Below are 13,906 nucleotides of genomic sequence, written 5' to 3'. Positions count from 1 at the left end.
TTACCCCCTCTCCCGACGGCAAAGGGGGTACCTCGGCATTATCCCTTAACAAACCCTTTCTCTTTCAGGTAAGCGGCCGCCACCTGTTTGGCGTCCTGGCCTTCCACAGCGATCTGCGCGTTGAGTTTTTGCAGCGTCGGCCCGTCCAGCGAGGCGAATACCGGCTTCAGCAGCTCAGGCAGATTGGCGTGCGCCTTCAGCGCCGCTTCGCGCACGATCGGCGCCGGCGCGTAGATGGGTTGTACGCCTTTCGGGTCCGCCAGCGTCTGCAGCCCCAGCGCCGCCACCGGGCCATCGGTGCCGTAGGCCATCGCCGCATTGACGCCGGAGGTCTGCTCCGCCGCCGCCTTGATGGTCACCGCCGTGTCGCCGCCGGCCAGGGACAGCAGCTGATCCTGATTCAGTTTGAAGCCGTAGGCGTTCTGGAACGCCGGCAGCGCATCCGGCCGTTCGATAAATTCCGCCGAGGCCGCCAGTTTGAACTTGCCGCCGCCGTTGATCCACTTGCCGAGATCCGCCAGCGTTTTGAGATGGTTGGCGTCCGCCACGTCCTGACGAATGGCGATGGTCCAGGTGTTGTTGGCCGGCGCGGCGTCCAACCAGACGATTTTGTTTTTGTCGTAGTCGAGCTGCTTCACCTTCTCGAAGCCGGCCTGGGCGTTCTTCCACGCCGGATCTTTCTCATCGGAGAAGAAAAATGCGCCGTTGCCGGTGTATTCCGGGTAGATGTCGATCTCGCCGGAGGTGATGGCGCCGCGCAGCACCTTGGTGGTGCCGAGCTGCAGCTTGTTGGTGGTTTTAATGCCGTTGGCTTCCAGTACCTGCACGATGATGTTGCCGAGCAGCGAACCTTCGGTATCGATCTTGGAGCCGACGCGCACCGAGTCGGCCGCCTGCGCCAGACCGCTGGCGGCCAGCAGAGCCAGCGCGACGGCAAAGGAACGTCCACGTGATAAGGTGATTGCCATACTTTTCCTCTGGTTATATGTTTTCCGGCTCATGGGCCAGTTCGGTTGGAAAATCCTGAGAAACGCGCTTCCAGCGCGCAATAAATTTTTTCTTCGGCCGGGCACCGCGTTCCTCCCGCCGTTCGCCGGCGCTCAGCGGATGCACGCCGACGTCGATCGGCGTCAGCGCGTAATCGCGCAGCCACTCGCCATAACCCTGCGCGACGAATCCCTGGCTGCGGCGCTGATACGCCTCGCGTTCCGCCAGGTAGACTTCGCGCAGGCCATACCAGGGCAGGCCGGGCAAATCGTGATGCACTAAATGGTAGTTCAGATTGAGAAACAGCAGCCGCCACGGCCAGCCCGCCTCATTAATAATAGAACGTGCCTGCGGTGCGTCCACGGCGCGATGCTCAAAAAACGATCTTACCTTGGTCAGCGCCAGCGCCGGGTAGCTGATGGCCAACAGGTAAAACGCCGCGCCGATGCCCTGCATCTGCAGCCAGTACAGCAGCACCGCCAACAGCGACAGGTGCGCCAGCCACATCGCCCAGGCGCGCAGATCGCCCGCTGCAAGCGTCTTCACTGCGCCGAACAGCGTGGTGACGATGTCCAGCGCCGGGCCGAGGAGCACCCGGCCGATCAGCGTATTGCGCACCGCGGCCAACAGCGGCAGCAGGCGGGGATAACGCCGCCACTGCGCGGCGCTGAAGTAGTAACTTTCGGGATCTTCATGCGGATCGGTCAGGTGGTCGTTGCGGTGATGGCGCAGATGCGAATCCCGATACAGCCCGTAGGGATACCACACCGCCAGCGGCAACAGGCCGAACAGCTGATTGACGCGCGGCCAGCGCGTCGGATGGCCGTGGATCAGCTCGTGTTGCAGCGACATATACCCGGTGGTCAGCAGGATCAGCAGCGGTGCGCCAAGCCACGGACCCAGCGCCTGCCAATAATGCGCCACGCCGAACCAGCCGCCGTACACTGCCGCCATAATCCCCCAGGTGGGCAGTTCCAGCCGCCAGTGCCAACGCTGATAAAGCCGTCGGATGCGGTCGCGTTGTTCGGGGTGCAAATAGTGGGCGTGGGACATGCTGCGGCTCGCGGTTGGGGAGTTTCCCCCCAGTATCCGTGAGCCGTAACGACGTTCCAAATAACGAAAATGGCAAAGCTAAGTGAAAATTCAGCGGGTTGCGTACGCGGCATGCGGCTCACACGCCACCGGGAAATTCACCGAGTTGGCGATAAAGCACAGGTGATGCGCCTTCTCGTGAAGCTGTTGCGCCAGCTGCAGATCGTCGCCATCGCGCACTGTGACCTGCGGCCGCAGCGTCACCGAGGTAAAAAAGCCGCCGCGCGCGGCGTCTTCGCGCATCACCCCCACGGCATCGTCCTGATAGGCCAGCACCGAAATCCCCGAGGTGGCGCACAGATGCAGATACCATAATTTGTGACAGGCGCTGAGCGATGCCACCAGCAAATCTTCCGGATTCCAGCGCGTCGCGTCACCGCGGAAGGCCGGATCGGCTGAGCCGGCGATGTCTGCCTTGCCCGCGGCGCCGATCAGGTGATCGCGCCCATAGGCGCGGTAATCTTCCGTGCCTGCCCCCAGGTTCCCTTGCCAGGTGACCGCCACCTGATAATGATGCTCGCCTTTCATGCCTTTTTCTCCCGTTGGCCGGCCAATGAAAAATCATCTTAATGCATGCCCGGAAAACACTATTGGCGGAAAAGCGTGAATACGCAAACGGCGAGACGAGAAAAAACGGGCCGCGCAAGCGGCCCGTCGGTCACATCCCTTTAGGGAACGAAATCGAGCACCACGGCGTTGAACAGCGCGTACTCGGTGGCGTTGGCCATCGGCGGAAACTGCGCGTGCTGCACCGCCGCGCTGGCCGCCGCGCACAGGGGCGCATCGCCCCTCACGATCTTGCTGCTCGCCAGCTTGCCGTCCGGCCGCAGCCGTATGCTGATGGTGCAGCGTTGGCCGCGCGCGTGCTCCGGCGAGCGCAGCTCGCGGCTCACCGCGTTATGCACCCGCTCCGGGTAACTGAGCTGCGTTGCGGCCAGTGCCGGGGTCTGCGGCAACGGGGTGCCGGTCTGATGGCCGGCCCCGGCGCCGCAGCCGCTCAGCAGCAACAACGCCAACAGGCTTAGTGTCTTTTTCATTCCCTATGTCCTTATTGGGGGATTTATCCTTATCGAGCGGCCCTCACTGCGCCGCTGGGTAAGCCTCGCCGTCGTCCGCGTAACGCTGCAGCCGCTCGCGCCACCACTTGGCCGCCAGGCCGCTGGCGCTTTCCCGCCAGCCGAAGTAGGCGATATCGCTGCACCGTTCCGATTCGACGCGTTTCGCCACCAGTTCGCCGCTGTTCAGGTAAGGTTCCGCCAAGGCGCGCGGCAGATAGCCGCAGCCCAGCCCGGCCAGCTGCGCCTGCAGTTTGGCGTCGAAACCGAAGACCGTCAGCGTATCCTGCTCTTCCAGCAGATTCAGGCTCTGCGGCGCGTTGACGCGCGAAGTGTCGCGCACCACCACCGCCCGGTGCTGACGGATTTCGTCCTTCGGCAACGGTTCCGGCAATGCCGCCAGCGGATGCTGCGGCGCGACGGCGAACACGTAATCCAGCTGCCCCAGCCTGCTGAACGCATAGCCTACCCGTGACGGCGGCTCGCAGATGGCGCCGATGATAATGTCGGCGCAACCGTAAACCAGCGACTCCCAGGAACCGGCCAGCACCTCGTGGCTGAAACGCAGCCGGGTATGGTGATGCTGCCGATAAAACTCGTCGATCAGCGGCAACAGGCGGGCAAACGGGAAGGAGGCGTCGATCCCAAGCGTAATCTCGCTTTCCCAGCCGTTCTCCACATAGCGCGCCTGCTGTTCCAGATCCTGCGCCGCGCGCAGCAGCACCCGCCCTTTTTCCAGCATCAGCTTGCCGGTATCGGTGAACTTCGCCCGATGGCCGGAGCGATCCAGCAGGGTGATGTCGAGATCGTTCTCGAGCTTTTGCACCATATAGCTCAGTGCCGAAGGGGTTTTAAACAGTGCGGCGGCCGCGGCGGCGAAAGATCCGTGCCGGTCCAGCGCGTCCAAAATCAGCAGCGCTTCCAGGTTTAATCTCATGCTTTCTCCCGTGTATAAAAAAACTCAACAAGTCGGCAAAAATTCTGCGGTATCTTTGAAATCGCCCTCTGCCTACCATGGGTTTTATCGGCGTTACACTCATCAGATGTTCAACCGAAATATCACTGGGAAGGTAAATTATGTCCAAGTTTCAACTGCTTGATAAAGACAATTCCGCACTGATTTTTATCGACCATCAACCGCAAATGGCCTTCGGCGTGGCTAATATTGATCGTCAGCAACTGAAAAACAACGTTGTTGGTTTGGCGAAGGCAGGCAAGATTTTCAACGTTCCCACCCTTTTCACCTCGGTCGAAACCGAAAGCTTCAGCGGCTATATCTGGCCGGAACTGCTGGCGGTACACCCTGAAATAACCCCGATTGAACGCACCTCAATGAACTCCTGGGAAGACGCGGCCTTCGTTAAAGCCGTGGAAGCCACCGGCCGTAAAAAGCTGGTGATCTCCGCGCTGTGGACCGAAGTGTGCCTGACCTTCCCGGCGCTGATGGCGCTGGAAGCCGGCTATGAAGTGTATGTGGTGACCGACACCTCCGGCGGCACCTCCGTCGATGCGCACGAACGTTCGATCGACCGCATGGTGCAGGCCGGCGCCGTACCGGTGACCTGGCAGCAGGTGCTGCTGGAGTACCAACGCGACTGGGCGCGCAAAGATACCTACGACGCGGTGATGGCGCTGGTGCGCGAACACAGCGGCGCGTACGGCATGGGCGTCGACTACGCTTACACCATGGTGCACCACGCACCGGCCCGCACGGTGAAATAATTCCCCTTGCCCCGGCCTCGCGCCGGGGTATTTTCAGGAGTCGGTTTTATGGCCCATCCGCAGCATGTCACGCTGGTGATCACCCACCGTTTGGCGCCGGGGAACGAACAGGCCTATGAGGCCTGGCTGAACCGCATCATGCCCGACGCCGCGGGCTTCACCGGCCATTTAGGCGTCAACGTGATTCGCCCTTCCGGCGACGAACAGGCCTATACGGTGCTGGTCCGCTTCGATAATCTCGACAATCTCTACCGCTGGCTCAACTCGCCGCAGCGCAAGCAATACATCGAAGAAGTCACTCCGCTGTTGCTGGAGAACGACCATATCGAGATCCGCCCCGGCGCAGAGTTCTGGTTTACCCCGCCCAACCCCAGCGTGCGCCAGCCGCCCCAGTGGAAGCAATTCATCATCACCCTGCTGGTGATCTTTCCATCCACCAATCTGGTGCCCTGGTTTTGGGGACGGGTGCTGCCGCAGCTGGACGGCTCGCTGCTCGGCCATTTTCTCAATGACGCCACCGTGGTCGCCCTGGTGGTGTACCTGTGGATGCCTATCGTGACTCGCGTTTTTCATCAATGGCTGACCCGCCGCTAGGCGGTTCGCCGGGAGAATGTTATGAACCACCACGCTTCATTGATCATCACCAACGGCAAGTTTCACACCGTCGATCGCCAACACCCCACCGCGCAAGCGGTCGCCATCCGCGACGGCAAGTTTCTGGCGGTCGGCAGCGAAAGCGAAGTCATGCAGCACGCCGGGCCGGAAACCCAGGTGATCGATCTGCACGGCCACACCGCCATTCCTGGCCTGAACGACTCGCACCTGCACCTGATCCGCGGCGGCCTGAACTATAACCTGGAGCTGCGCTGGGAAGGCGTGCCCTCGCTGGCCGACGCGCTGCGCATGTTGAAAGAACAGGCGCTGCGCACCCCGAGCCCGCAATGGGTGCGGGTGGTCGGCGGCTGGACCGAATTCCAGTTCGCCGAGCGCCGCATGCCGACGCTGGACGAAATCAACCAGGCGGCGCCGGACACGCCGGTATTTATTCTGCATCTCTACGATCGCGCGCTGCTCAACCGCGCGGCGTTGAAGGTGGTCGGCTACACCAAAGACACGCCGAACCCGCCGGGCGGCGAGATCCAGCGCGACGCCAACGGCAACCCGACCGGCATGCTGATCGCCAAACCCAACGCCATGATCCTGTACGCCACGCTGGCGAAAGGGCCGAAGCTGCCGCTGGAGCAGCAGGTCAATTCCACCCGCCAGTTTATGCGTGAGCTGAACCGCCTCGGTCTCACCAGCGCCATCGACGCCGGCGGCGGCTTCCAGAACTACCCGGAAGATTATCAGGTGATCGCCGAGCTGCACGAGAAAAAGCAGCTGACCATCCGCATCGCCTATAACCTGTTCACCCAGCGGCCTAAACAGGAGCTGGAAGACTTCGAGCTGTGGACCGATATGCTCAAACCGGGCCAGGGCACCGACTTCTATCGCCACAACGGCGCCGGCGAGATGCTGGTGTTTTCCGCCGCCGACTTCGAAGACTTCCTGCAGCCGCGCCCGGATCTGCCGCCGGGCACCGAAGACGAACTGGAGCGAGTGGTTCGCCATCTGGTCGAGCACCGCTGGCCGTTCCGCCTGCACGCCACCTATGACGAATCCATCAGCCGCATGCTGGACGTGTTCGAGAAGGTGAACCGCGACATTCCGTTCAACGGCCTGCACTGGCTGTTCGACCACGCCGAAACCATTACCGAGCGCAATATCGAGCGCGTCAAGGCGCTGGGCGGCGGCATTGCGGTGCAGCACCGCATGGCGTTCCAGGGGGAGTATTTCGCCGACCGTTACGGCATCGAAGCCACCAAACATACGCCGCCGGTGGCGAAAATGCTGGCGGCCGAGCTGCCGGTCGGGCTGGGCACCGACGCCACCCGCGTCGCCAGCTACAACCCGTGGACGGCGCTGTACTGGCTGGTCTCCGGCCGCACCGTCGGCGGCATGGCGATGTACGACGACAGCGCGCGGCTGGATCGCGAAACGGCGCTGATGCTGTGGACGCAAGGCAGCGCCTGGTTCTCCACCGAGCAGGGCAAGAAAGGCCAGATCAAGGTCGGCCAACTGGCGGATTTGGCGGTGCTGTCGCAGGACTACTTCAGCGTGCCGGAAGAGCAGATCAAAGGCATCGAGTCGGTAATGACGGTGGTGGACGGCAAGGTAGTCTACGCCGCCGGCAGCTTCTCGCCGCTGGCGCCGCCGCCGCTGCCGGTGCTGCCGGACTGGTCGCCGGTCACCCAGGTGCCGGGCCATTACCGCTCCGCGCCGCCGTCGGCGGCGGCCCGCGTCGGGGTCGTGAGCCAGGCGCATCAATGCTGCGGCCCGTGCGGCGTGCACGCGCACCAGCATGACATCGCGCGCCGCTCCAGCATCCCGGTGTCGGATGAGAATGCCTTCTGGGGCGCGTTCGGCTGTTCGTGTTTCTCGTTCTAAGTTATCAAGCCAATAACTTATTATAAAATTAATTTAATAAGCTATTAAGCTAACAACACAATAAATTAATGGCGCTGTCCGCGGGAGAGCGCCATTTCATTTTCAATCGCGGTTGATCTCCAGCCAGCGCCGCTGTTCGGCGGAGGCGGCTATCGCATCCAGCACGCAAGACACTTTCCAGCCTTCTTCAAAGTCCGGCCACATGCGATCGCCCGCGGCGATGCCATTGACCAGATCGCGGATCTCCACCGTCTTCTGATCGTTAAAGCCGATGCCGTGCCCGGCGCTGATGCAAAACGCCGCGTAGTCCGGGTGCTTTGGCCCCACCAGCAGCGTCTTGAACCCCTGCCGCTCCGCCGGTTCATCGTGCCGATACAGTTTCAGCTCCGCCATCCGTTCCTGGGTATAACTCAGCGTGCCTTTGGTGCCGGTGACCACATAGGTCAACCCCATCTTGCGCCCGCAGGCAATGCGCGACGTTTCGATAGTGCCCATCGCGCCGCCGGCGAAACGCAGCAACGCACTGGCCTGATCTTCGTTTTCCACCGGGTGCAGGCGCGTCGGGTCTTGCGGATCCGGGCGCTGTTTGATCACGGTCTGCATATCGCCGGAAACCGCCACGATATCGCCCACCAGGTAGTGCGCCATATTGACGATGTGCGCCGCCAGATCCCCGAGCGCGCCTAACCCGGCGCTGGCGCGGCGACAGTGCCAGTCGATCGGCGTGCGCGGATCGGCCAGATAATCCTCATTGTGGGTACCGTAAAAATGCACCACCTCGCCGATTTCGCCGTTGGCGATAATTTCGCGCGCCAGTTGGCTGGTGGGGTTTTTCATGTAGTTAAAACCGACCAGCGTTTTCACCCCCTTAGCGCGCGCGGCCTGCACCATCTCCGCCGCGTCGGCGGCGTCCAGCGCCAGCGGCTTTTCCGAATACACGTGCTTGCCGTGGCGGATCGCCGCCAGCGCCATCTCTTTGTGCAAAAAGTTGGGGGCACAGATGTCCACCACATCGATCGCCGGATCGGCCACCAGCTGCCGCCAGTCGCCGGTCGAGCGCGCAAAGCCGAATTCGGCGGCGCGCTGCGCCGCCAGCTCGGGCGTCACTTCCGCCAGCATCTCCAGCACCAGGTCCCCTTTCAGAGGAAAGACCGTGGCGGCCTGCGCATAGGCGATAGCGTGACAACGCCCGATATAACCGGTGCCGATTAACCCAACGCGTACCTGTTTCATCATTTTCTCCCGTGACCAAAACTCTGCGTAGAACCAGGCGTCGCTCAATGAAACGCGCCGGTTGATAACGGGTTTATATGGAATATAAATTTCAATAACAAGCACACAGGAAAATAAAGTTCATATTCGTGATGCCGTTCATGAAACGTTGACGGGATGATGTAATGAGGAAAGTCCGGACACGGCGGGGCGTATCCGGACAAGATGAAATGAACCGTTTATTTCATATCACGGTAAACCGTTAGCACCGTGCTGCACGTAGCCAGGGCGTTGCAGCAGGCGCTGCTGATAGGCCGCCAGCGCCGCATAATGCGGCCGCTCGAACGGCGTCATCAGCCAACGGTTCAGCGACAGCCCCAGCACCACGTCCGCCAGCGTGAAGGCGGCGCCGGCGGCATAAGGGCCGTGCTGCGCCAGATGTGCGTCCAACAAGCCCATCAGCCGGTTCCATTCGCGCTCGGCGGCGGCCAGGCTGGCGGCATCCTGATAATCCGCATGCCCACGCACCCGCGACATAAACACGTAGCGCCAGGCGCCGTTCAGATCGGTGGCCTGCCAGTCCATCCACATCTCCACCGCCGCGCGCGCGCCGGGTGCCTGCGGCAGCAGATCTTGCCGCCCTTCCCGCCCCGCCAGATAGCGGCAAATGGTATTCGACTCCCACAGCACCCGCTCGCCGTCGATCAGCACCGGCACCAGGCCGTTGGGATTCAACGCCAGAAACGCCGGCTCCTGCGTAGAGCGAAAACCGCTGCCCCAGTCCTCCCGTTCCAGCGTCAGCCCCAACTCCTGACAGGTCCATAACACCTTGCGCACGTTGATCGATGAGGCTTTACCCAATAATTTCAGCATTGACTTTCCTTATTCTCTCCAGAACGGTTTATACCCTTCCCTCCAGGCCTCCGCCCGCGTCAGGCCGATATCCGCCAGCTGCCTGTCGTTCAGCAGCAGTAACTCTCTGCGCGTTCTGCGACGCAACAAATACCAACGCCAGCGTGACCAGCCTACCCGTCGCCACATCGTCATGCCATCAAACAGAGCCATCTTATTATCCCCCCTGATGTTTTCGCCTGGTAGTGATGATGCGCGCCAGGCAAAAAACAATACAGATTCACGCTGGCGCTATTTTTTTCATACAGCTGCGCCAAAAAACCCGCTGAATGGTTTATTTTGAAAGTATCTGTACCGGTTTTTTAATCCTTACCCCCGATGAGAGGCCTCTGTATGACACGCTACGCCACGCTGGCCGCCATTCTCAGCCAACGCATTCAGCAAGGGTTGTATCCGTCCGGCCATCGCCTGCCTTCGGTGCGCGCATTGAGCCAGGAGCACGGCGTCAGCATCAGCACGGTGCAGCAAGCCTACCGGCTGCTCGAGGAACAGCGCCTGGTGGAAGCGCGGCCGAAGTCGGGGTACTTCGTGCATACGCGGCGCGCGCAGGCCGAGCTGCCCGCCATGACGGCGCCGGTGCAGCGGCCGGTGGACATTTCGCAATGGGAGCAGGTGCTGGAACTGGTGCGCAGCCGGCCGCGCGAAGGCCTGATCCAGCTGGGGCGCGGCATGCCGGATATCGCCGAACCGACGATGAAACCGCTGATCGTCGCCCTGCGCAACGCCGCCCGCCACGGCGACCTGCGCAGCCTGTATTACGACAGCATTCAGGGCGTGGCCGCGCTGCGCGAACAGGTCGCCCGTCTGCTGCTGGACTCCGGCTGCCAAATCGGCCCCGATCAGCTGCTGATCACCACCGGTTGTCAGGAAGCAATCTCCGCCGGGCTGCGCGCCGTTTGCCAACCCGGCGACATCGTGGCGGTCGATTCGCCCTGCTTCCACGGCACCATGCAGACGCTGAAGGGTCTGGGCATCAAGGCGCTGGAAATCCCCACCGATCCGCTCACCGGCGTCAGCCTGGCGGCGCTGGAGATGGCGCTGGAACAGTGGCCGGTCAAGGCCATCCTGCTGACGCCCAACTGCAATAATCCGCTGGGCTACATCATGCCCGACGCCCACAAACAGCGGCTGCTGACGCTGGCGCAGCGCCACGACGCGGCGATCATCGAAGACGATGTCTACGGCGACATCGCCTATCACTACCCGCGGCCGCGCACCATCAAGTCATTCGACGACGACGGCCGCGTGCTGCTGTGCAGTTCGTTTTCCAAAACGCTGGCGCCGGGGCTACGCGTGGGCTGGATCGCGCCCGGCCGCTACCTGGAACGGGTGCTGCACATGAAGTTCATCGGCTCCGGCGCCACCGCCACCCAGCCGCAGCTGGCGATCGCCGAATTTATCCGCGGCGGGCATTACCTGCAGCACCTGCGGCGCATGCGCGCACGCTACCAGCAGAACCGCGATCGCATGACCGATCTTATCCTGAAACACTTTCCGGCCGGCACCCGCGTCAGCCGGCCGCGCGGCGGTTTTATGCTGTGGATCGAACTGGACGAAGCGTTCGACACCCTGCGGCTGAACCGCCATCTTGAACAGCAAGGCGTACAAATCGCCGTCGGCAGCATCTTTTCCGCCGCCGGCAAGTACCGCAACTGCCTGCGCATCAACTATGCGCCGACGCTGACGACAGAGATCGAGCTGGCAGTGCAAAAGGTCGGCGCCACCATCCAGCGGATGATGCCGGCCGACAGTTTGGCGCAATCGGATTAAATCTTGACGCGATCGGATTATCGCTGCGCTGCCCGGCGCTCTAAAGTGGCATCACACCCACTCGCAATCAGGAAGGTCATGATGTCTCAGTCACAGGTATGGTTAATCACCGGCAGTTCCCGCGGCCTGGGCCAACAGCTGGCGCAGGCGGTGTTGGCCGCCGGGCACCGTCTGGTCGCCACCGCCCGTCAGCCGCAACAGCTGCAGCCGCTGGTGGAACGCTACGGCGATCGGGTCGCCACGATCGCGCTCGACGTCACCGACGCCGCTGCCGCCGAACGCGCGGTGCGCACGGCGATTGAACGCTTCGGTCGGCTGGACGTGCTGGTCAACAACGCCGGCTACGGCAATATCGCACCGGTGGAGGAAGCCGATGAAGCCGATTTTCGCGCGCAGCTCGAAACCAACTTCTTCGGCGTGTTCAACGTCACCCGCGCGGCGCTGCCGATATTACGCCGGCAGGGCAGCGGCCATATCATCCAGATCGCCACCATCGGCGCTCGCCTCGGCATTGCCGGCCTCAGCGCCTACCATACCGCCAAGTGGGCGGTCGAAGGGTTCTCCGAATCATTGGCCAAAGAGATGGCCCCCTTCGGCGTCAAGGTGACGATGGTCGAACCCGGCGGCTTCCGCACCGACTGGGCCGGTTCTTCAATGACCATTGCGCCGATCGGCGAAGCCTATCAGCCGACGCTGGGGCCGATGCTGGCCTTCCTGCAGCAGCATAACGGCAGCCAAACCGGCGATCCGGCCAAGGCGGCGCAGGCGATCCTGCAGTTGGCGGCGCTGGAAGCCCCTCCGCTACGCCTGCTGCTCGGCAGCGACGCAGTGCATATGGCGGCGCAGGTGTTGGCAGAACGCCAGGCGGAGGACGCCGCGTTTCGCACTCTCAGCCTGAGCACCGACCACGACGACAGCTCACCGGATCACGCCGCGATGGCGGCGGTGGTGACGGGAAAACCCTAAGGAGCCCGCATTGAGCAGCGATCAAATTCCGGTTTCCGGCGCACTGGCGGTACACCTGGCGGCGCAGGGCGTCGATATCGAGCAGCTCGGCCGATTGGCCGGGTTGCCCGCCGGGCTGTTCGGCGAACGGCGCGACAAGATTAAACTCACTACGCAACAGTTCTTCTCTCTTTGGCGCAGTCTGCCGCAGTTGAACGACGATCCCGCCTTCGGTCTGCGTCTGGGCGGCGAGGCGGCGCCGGAACACTATGACATTGCCTTGATCGCCGCGCTGCATTCCGCCACGCTGGGCGAAGCATTGCAAAAGGTGGCGCGCTATAAACGGCTGGTTTGCCCGGAAGAGCTGATGCTGGTGGAAGACGGCGACAGCATGCGCCTGCACACCCGCTGGACCATGAGCGAGGGCCACGCGCCGGCGCTGCTGATCGACGCCATGTTCGCCGCCATCACGGCCCTGTGTCGGCGCGGCACCGGCTTGCCCCTGCAGCCGCAGGCGATCGAATTGACCCGGCGAGCGGACGCCGCCTCGCCGCTGGCGCGCTATTTCGGCTGCCCGGTGACATTCAACGCCCCGCTGGACGTGCTGGTGTTCGATCGCGCGTTGATGCGTCAACCCTTCGTCACCTACAACCAGGCCATGCTGGCCGTATTGCTGCCGGGGCTGGAGGCGGAGCTGGCCAAATCTCAGTCGGCGCACGATCTGCCCACGCAGGTGATGGCGATCCTCAGCCGCAGCATGCGCGGCCAGCGCCCCAGCGTCAACAGCGTGGCCGCTGAACTCTATCTCAGCCCGCGCACGCTGCAGCGCCGCTTGCAACAGCACGGCTACAGCTACCAGCAATTGTTGGACAAAACCCGGCACCGCACCGCCTGCCGATTGTTGGCGGAAACCGACCTTGAACCGGGCGAAATCGCCTTTGTGCTGGGATTCGAAGAGCTGAATTCGTTCAGCCGCGCCTTTATTCAGTGGGAAGCGCTGACGCCTAGCCGCTGGCGCACGCAGCGCGCCGCCGGCCAGTGGGAGAACAGAGCATGAAAGTGATTATTTTCGGCGCCAGCGGCATGGTGGGTCAGGGCGCGCTGCGAGAATGCCTGCGCGATCCGCGCGTCAGCGAAGTGCTCAGCATCGGCCGTCGCCCGCTGGCGCAAAGCCACGCCAAACTGCGCCAGCTCTCCCTGCCCGATCTGCGTGATCTGTCGGCGCTGGCGCCGCAGCTCGCCGGCTACGACGCCTGTTTCTTCTGCCTGGGGATTTCGTCCTCCGGCCTGAGTGAAGCTGAATATCGCGCGGTGACTTACGATCTGACGCTGGCCGCCGCCCGCCCGCTGGCGACGCTGAATCCGTCGATGGTCTTCGTCTACGTCTCCGGCCTCGGCACCGACAGCAGCGAACGCGGCCGCAGCATGTGGGCCAGGGTCAAAGGCGCCACCGAAAACGCGCTGCTGGCGCTGCCGTTCCACGCGGTGATGTTCCGTCCCGGCGCCATTGTGCCGCTGCACGGCATTCGCTCCAAAACCCGCCTCTACGATCTGGCCTATCGGCTGTTCAAGCCGCTGTGGCGCGGCGCATTGCGGCTGTTTCCCGCCCGGGTAAGCAGCACCGAACGAATCGGGCGGGCGATGCTCGCGGTGGCGCGACGGGAAAGCGCGCTGCGCATCATCGAACCGGCGCAGATCAACCGGCTGGCGACGCTGTGAAATAA

At 62.7% G+C, this 13,906-nt stretch carries 15 protein-coding genes; 7 read left to right on the top strand and 8 right to left on the bottom strand.

Features of this window, described 5'->3' with window-relative positions; genetic code table 11:
- Positions 1 to 38: 38 nt before the first annotated feature.
- From osmF to ACTJJ6_RS07205, 5 genes are all read right to left on the bottom strand, one after another.
- Positions 39 to 968: a glycine betaine ABC transporter substrate-binding protein OsmF gene (gene osmF, locus ACTJJ6_RS07225; protein ID WP_016928558.1), complete on the bottom strand. Its 930-nt coding sequence runs from the start codon at positions 966 to 968 to the stop codon at positions 39 to 41.
- Positions 969 to 981: 13 nt separating this feature from the next.
- Positions 982 to 2,040, bottom strand: coding sequence for a fatty acid desaturase (locus ACTJJ6_RS07220; RefSeq protein WP_016928559.1), 1,059 nt, complete (start codon positions 2,038 to 2,040; stop codon positions 982 to 984).
- Positions 2,041 to 2,130: 90 nt separating this feature from the next.
- Positions 2,131 to 2,607: an OsmC family protein gene (locus ACTJJ6_RS07215; RefSeq protein WP_016928560.1), complete on the bottom strand. Its 477-nt coding sequence runs from the start codon at positions 2,605 to 2,607 to the stop codon at positions 2,131 to 2,133.
- Between the two features lie 140 nt (positions 2,608 to 2,747).
- Complete coding sequence (locus ACTJJ6_RS07210; protein ID WP_016928561.1) at positions 2,748 to 3,116, bottom strand: cell envelope integrity TolA C-terminal domain-containing protein; 369 nt, start codon at positions 3,114 to 3,116, stop codon at positions 2,748 to 2,750.
- 43 nt (positions 3,117 to 3,159) lie between these two features.
- Entirely contained in the window at positions 3,160 to 4,071 is a 912-nt protein-coding gene (locus tag ACTJJ6_RS07205; protein ID WP_079449514.1) for a LysR substrate-binding domain-containing protein, read from the bottom strand.
- A 140-nt stretch (positions 4,072 to 4,211) separates the two neighbouring features.
- Here ACTJJ6_RS07205 and ACTJJ6_RS07200 point away from each other — a divergent pair, with 140 nt between their 5' ends.
- From ACTJJ6_RS07200 to ACTJJ6_RS07190, 3 genes are read left to right on the top strand one after another with little or no spacing between them, the layout of a single operon-like run.
- Positions 4,212 to 4,856, top strand: coding sequence for a hydrolase (locus ACTJJ6_RS07200; protein WP_004939390.1), 645 nt, complete (start codon positions 4,212 to 4,214; stop codon positions 4,854 to 4,856).
- Positions 4,857 to 4,904: 48 nt separating this feature from the next.
- Complete coding sequence (locus ACTJJ6_RS07195; protein WP_004939393.1) at positions 4,905 to 5,450, top strand: antibiotic biosynthesis monooxygenase; 546 nt, start codon at positions 4,905 to 4,907, stop codon at positions 5,448 to 5,450.
- Between the two features lie 21 nt (positions 5,451 to 5,471).
- Positions 5,472 to 7,343 (top strand): amidohydrolase, encoded by a 1,872-nt coding sequence (locus tag ACTJJ6_RS07190; RefSeq protein WP_049299503.1) that lies wholly within the window; start codon positions 5,472 to 5,474, stop codon positions 7,341 to 7,343.
- 102 nt (positions 7,344 to 7,445) lie between these two features.
- Here the strand turns inward: ACTJJ6_RS07190 and ACTJJ6_RS07185 are convergent, their stop codons facing one another.
- The 3 genes from ACTJJ6_RS07185 to ACTJJ6_RS07175 all read right to left on the bottom strand — a co-directional run bounded on the left by ACTJJ6_RS07185 (position 7,446) and on the right by ACTJJ6_RS07175 (position 9,620).
- Positions 7,446 to 8,576 (bottom strand): Gfo/Idh/MocA family protein, encoded by a 1,131-nt coding sequence (locus ACTJJ6_RS07185; protein WP_015377116.1) that lies wholly within the window; start codon positions 8,574 to 8,576, stop codon positions 7,446 to 7,448.
- 228 nt (positions 8,577 to 8,804) lie between these two features.
- Positions 8,805 to 9,428, bottom strand: a complete 624-nt coding sequence (locus ACTJJ6_RS07180; protein WP_440801586.1) for a glutathione S-transferase family protein — start codon at positions 9,426 to 9,428, stop codon at positions 8,805 to 8,807.
- A 9-nt stretch (positions 9,429 to 9,437) separates the two neighbouring features.
- Complete coding sequence (locus ACTJJ6_RS07175; RefSeq protein ID WP_004939404.1) at positions 9,438 to 9,620, bottom strand: DUF1127 domain-containing protein; 183 nt, start codon at positions 9,618 to 9,620, stop codon at positions 9,438 to 9,440.
- A 180-nt stretch (positions 9,621 to 9,800) separates the two neighbouring features.
- Between ACTJJ6_RS07175 and ACTJJ6_RS07170 the strand changes: the two genes are divergently transcribed.
- From ACTJJ6_RS07170 to ACTJJ6_RS07155, 4 genes are all read left to right on the top strand, one after another.
- The gene (locus tag ACTJJ6_RS07170) at positions 9,801 to 11,237 is read left to right on the top strand and encodes a PLP-dependent aminotransferase family protein (protein ID WP_440801584.1); all 1,437 of its coding nucleotides are present in this window, start codon (positions 9,801 to 9,803) and stop codon (positions 11,235 to 11,237) included.
- A 78-nt stretch (positions 11,238 to 11,315) separates the two neighbouring features.
- Positions 11,316 to 12,203 (top strand): oxidoreductase, encoded by an 888-nt coding sequence (locus ACTJJ6_RS07165; protein ID WP_440801581.1) that lies wholly within the window; start codon positions 11,316 to 11,318, stop codon positions 12,201 to 12,203.
- Between the two features lie 10 nt (positions 12,204 to 12,213).
- The gene (locus ACTJJ6_RS07160; RefSeq protein ID WP_197754602.1) at positions 12,214 to 13,239 is read left to right on the top strand and encodes an AraC family transcriptional regulator ligand-binding domain-containing protein; all 1,026 of its coding nucleotides are present in this window, start codon (positions 12,214 to 12,216) and stop codon (positions 13,237 to 13,239) included.
- A complete protein-coding gene (locus ACTJJ6_RS07155; RefSeq protein WP_143778731.1) occupies positions 13,236 to 13,901 on the top strand; it encodes an epimerase in 666 nt (221 codons plus the stop codon). Before ACTJJ6_RS07160 ends, ACTJJ6_RS07155 begins: the two co-directional genes overlap by 4 nt.
- Positions 13,902 to 13,906: the final 5 nt, after the last annotated feature.

Source organism: Serratia sp. 22278, assembly GCF_052045405.1.
Classification (GTDB): domain Bacteria; phylum Pseudomonadota; class Gammaproteobacteria; order Enterobacterales; family Enterobacteriaceae; genus Serratia; species Serratia marcescens.
This window is presented reverse-complemented; position numbering and strand designations above follow the sequence as displayed.

What these genes read in the sequence shown, in the direction of transcription:
- osmF (WP_016928558.1), bottom strand. Translation starts at nt 968, where the DNA reads ATGGCAATCACCTTATCACGTGGACGTTCCTTTGCCGTCGCGCTGGCT.
- ACTJJ6_RS07220 (WP_016928559.1), bottom strand. Translation starts at nt 2,040, where the DNA reads ATGTCCCACGCCCACTATTTGCACCCCGAACAACGCGACCGCATCCGA.
- ACTJJ6_RS07215 (WP_016928560.1), bottom strand. Translation starts at nt 2,607, where the DNA reads ATGAAAGGCGAGCATCATTATCAGGTGGCGGTCACCTGGCAAGGGAAC.
- ACTJJ6_RS07210 (WP_016928561.1), bottom strand. Translation starts at nt 3,116, where the DNA reads ATGAAAAAGACACTAAGCCTGTTGGCGTTGTTGCTGCTGAGCGGCTGC.
- ACTJJ6_RS07205 (WP_079449514.1), bottom strand. Translation starts at nt 4,071, where the DNA reads ATGAGATTAAACCTGGAAGCGCTGCTGATTTTGGACGCGCTGGACCGG.
- ACTJJ6_RS07200 (WP_004939390.1), top strand. Translation starts at nt 4,212, where the DNA reads ATGTCCAAGTTTCAACTGCTTGATAAAGACAATTCCGCACTGATTTTT.
- ACTJJ6_RS07195 (WP_004939393.1), top strand. Translation starts at nt 4,905, where the DNA reads ATGGCCCATCCGCAGCATGTCACGCTGGTGATCACCCACCGTTTGGCG.
- ACTJJ6_RS07190 (WP_049299503.1), top strand. Translation starts at nt 5,472, where the DNA reads ATGAACCACCACGCTTCATTGATCATCACCAACGGCAAGTTTCACACC.
- ACTJJ6_RS07185 (WP_015377116.1), bottom strand. Translation starts at nt 8,576, where the DNA reads ATGAAACAGGTACGCGTTGGGTTAATCGGCACCGGTTATATCGGGCGT.
- ACTJJ6_RS07180 (WP_440801586.1), bottom strand. Translation starts at nt 9,428, where the DNA reads ATGCTGAAATTATTGGGTAAAGCCTCATCGATCAACGTGCGCAAGGTG.
- ACTJJ6_RS07175 (WP_004939404.1), bottom strand. Translation starts at nt 9,620, where the DNA reads ATGGCTCTGTTTGATGGCATGACGATGTGGCGACGGGTAGGCTGGTCA.
- ACTJJ6_RS07170 (WP_440801584.1), top strand. Translation starts at nt 9,801, where the DNA reads ATGACACGCTACGCCACGCTGGCCGCCATTCTCAGCCAACGCATTCAG.
- ACTJJ6_RS07165 (WP_440801581.1), top strand. Translation starts at nt 11,316, where the DNA reads ATGATGTCTCAGTCACAGGTATGGTTAATCACCGGCAGTTCCCGCGGC.
- ACTJJ6_RS07155 (WP_143778731.1), top strand. Translation starts at nt 13,236, where the DNA reads ATGAAAGTGATTATTTTCGGCGCCAGCGGCATGGTGGGTCAGGGCGCG.